The 2,553-nt window shown below is 47.5% G+C and carries 3 protein-coding genes and 1 pseudogene; all 4 read left to right on the top strand.

Translation table 11 applies throughout. The features are described 5' to 3' along the window. Positions 1-846 (top strand): NAD(P)-dependent oxidoreductase (locus Q0236_RS03370; RefSeq protein WP_297915152.1); only part of this gene is annotated, 846 nt, incomplete at its 5' end. Positions 847-1,377: 531 nt separating this feature from the next. Further along, the gene (locus Q0236_RS03365; RefSeq protein WP_297915150.1) at positions 1,378-1,509 is read left to right on the top strand and encodes a hypothetical protein; all 132 of its coding nucleotides are present in this window, start codon (positions 1,378-1,380) and stop codon (positions 1,507-1,509) included. A 241-nt stretch (positions 1,510-1,750) separates the two neighbouring features. Beyond that, entirely contained in the window at positions 1,751-2,161 is a 411-nt protein-coding gene (locus Q0236_RS03360; RefSeq protein WP_297915147.1) for an Rrf2 family transcriptional regulator, read from the top strand. Positions 2,162-2,341: 180 nt separating this feature from the next. Further along, positions 2,342-2,553, top strand: a pseudogene (locus Q0236_RS03355) (ankyrin repeat domain-containing protein); the annotation flags it as partial.

The raw sequence follows: 2,553 nt of genomic DNA, 5'->3' as shown, positions 1-2,553 counted from the left end.
CTGGCTGTAAATTTCGCAAGGCGCGCGGCAAACGCGAGCGTAAATTTTAAACTACGCGGCGCGGCATACGGTGCCCTGCATGGAGGGTTCATCGGCTGCGACGGCGACGATAGGTGGTCATATGAGAGAGTATCAGCCGCGGCGGAAGTGAATTGGCTTGCCACAGCGATAGGCGGATGTGCGATCAAACAAATCAAATTTAAAGGAAAAACAATGAAAATAGCAATCATCGGAGCAAATGGAAAATCGGGTTCAAATTTGGTGCAAGAAGCCCTAAAACAAGGCTACGACGTAACGGGCTTCGCGCGAAACAAAGAGTATAAAAATGGTGCCATCAAGCTCGTGCACAAGGACGTTTTTGAGCTTAGCAAAGTCGATTTGGCGGGCTTTGACGTCGTCATCAGCGCGATCGCTGCATGGACGCCGCAGACCTTCCCGCTTCACGCGAAAATGACGCAGCACATCGCGGAGCTGCTAAGCGGCACGCAGACGAGACTTTTCGTCATCGGCGGCGCGGGCGTGCTATACACAGACGCTTCACGTAAGACGCGCCTGATGGATACTCCAAGCTTTCCGGCTGAGTATATGGGCGTAGCCGAGGCGACTGCAGCGAGCTACGAGGTGCTAAAAGCGAGCAAAGATTTGATCTGGACCTACGTGATCCCCGCCGCGGAATACGACGCAAACGCCGCTCGCACGGGCTCATGCGTCCTAGGAGGCGACGAGCTGATCCTAAACGGCAAGGGCAAAAGCTACATCGGCTACGCAGACCTCGCGCTCGCCGTAATAGATGAGATCGGGGCGCAAAAATTTATCGGTAAACCGTTCACGGCGGTCGGCGAATAATGCGGCTTTGCCGCGTATAAATTTTAACTGCACGGCACGGCAAAATTCTAACGTAAATTTTAAATCGTTTAGCGCGGTAAAATTCGAACGTAAATTTAAAATTTAGCAGCAAAGCAAGCTAGAGCTTTAAATTAAAATTTAGAGCTAGAGCGAGCTACGGCTGAAATTAAATTTAGCGGCGGAGCCGAACTCAAGCTAAAATTTAAAATTTAATGGCGATGGTGGCGACAGACGCACGGTTATTAATGATGGCTGCGATTGCGTTGCAGAACATCGGTAGCGATTGTATTCAAATAATAGCGGCGGTGGCGATAGCAGCGATTGTATTTGCGACAACGGCAGCAGTGGTAATGAGCAGTGACAGCGGCTGCAATGATGGTAGGCGGCAGCGGCGTGTACGGTGACATTAGCGGCAGCCGTATCGCAGCGGGCGGCAGTGAGAATATAAGCGGCGACTGCAATAACAGCCGTAAAGATAATGAGCGATGGTAGCGTAGCGGCAAGCAGCAATAGCGATCTGCTGTAAATATAATGAATGGTAGTAGCGACGGCGACAATGTCGGCAAAGATAATGTAGTAGTAGCGGTAGACGGGGATAGTCGCACTATCGGTATCAGCGGTGCGCGGTCTGCTATGTCGCGGATGAAGTTTAGGCGTGATTAAAATTAATATCTAAATTTTAGAAAAATCGCTTAGCGGATGAAATTTCGGAACGATTAAAATTTAATATCCGAATTTTAGAAAGATCGTTTGGCTGATAAAATTTAGGCATGATTAAATTAAGGTTAGAATTTTAAGAAAATCGCCTAGCGGATGAAATTTTAGCGCGATCTGAAATTTAGCGCCCGAGTTTAAGGAAAATTTCGCTTAAATTCTAAAACTCAGATCCAAATCAAGGAGCGAAATGCAAGTAGGTATCAAATTTTCACTCGCGGTGCACATCATGCTTTGCGTCGCGTATTTTCGCGAGGAGAAGGTCACGGGCGATTTCGTCGCCGCAAGCTCGGGGATAAACCCCGCCATCGCGCGCAAGCTGATCTCGCAGCTAAAAAACGCAGCCTTGGTGCTCACGACCGCGGGCGTGGGCGGCATCACGCCGGCTCGCGACGCGCGGCTCATCACGCTTTTAGACATTTACGAGGCGGTGAGCGAGGAGGACGCGATGTTTCGCCTGCACAAAGGCTCGCCGGCCGCCTGCCCCGTGGGCGGCAAGATCGAGGCGGTACTCGCGCCGCGCTTTGCTCGCATTCAGAATGATTTTAAAAAATCCCTATCAAGCGTGAGCTTGGCGGATCTTTTGAGCGATCTAGAATAAAGCTAATTAAAATTCTAAACACGCATCTAATTTTTAAATTTGCTCAGATTTCAAAGCTTGCGGGCTAAATTTATATAAAATTTTACCCGCCCGCCATGTAAAATTTCGATTTAATTTGATTTAAGATATAATCCTCCTAATTAATTCTAAGGGGAAATTTTGAAATATTTAAAAGCTATATTGCAATTCATCGCAGTTTTTGCTTGCCTTATTTTGTATCTATTCGTAAGCGGAAGAGTAGGACTTCATAAATCTCAATCTCACTACACTATTACGATAGGCTCCGATACTACTAAAGAAGCGGAACTTGATAAGTATGTAAGCGAAGCGGAGATGCAAAGTTTTGCATTTCGCTACTGGGATATAGATTATAATTCAAACCCAAAAAACGT

This window comes from uncultured Campylobacter sp., from assembly GCF_938031315.1.
Classification (GTDB): Bacteria; Campylobacterota; Campylobacteria; order Campylobacterales; family Campylobacteraceae; genus Campylobacter_B.
This window is presented reverse-complemented; position numbering and strand designations above follow the sequence as displayed.

What these genes read in the sequence shown, in the direction of transcription:
- Q0236_RS03365 (WP_297915150.1), top strand. Translation starts at nt 1,378, where the DNA reads ATGAATGGTAGTAGCGACGGCGACAATGTCGGCAAAGATAATGTAGTA.
- Q0236_RS03360 (WP_297915147.1), top strand. Translation starts at nt 1,751, where the DNA reads ATGCAAGTAGGTATCAAATTTTCACTCGCGGTGCACATCATGCTTTGC.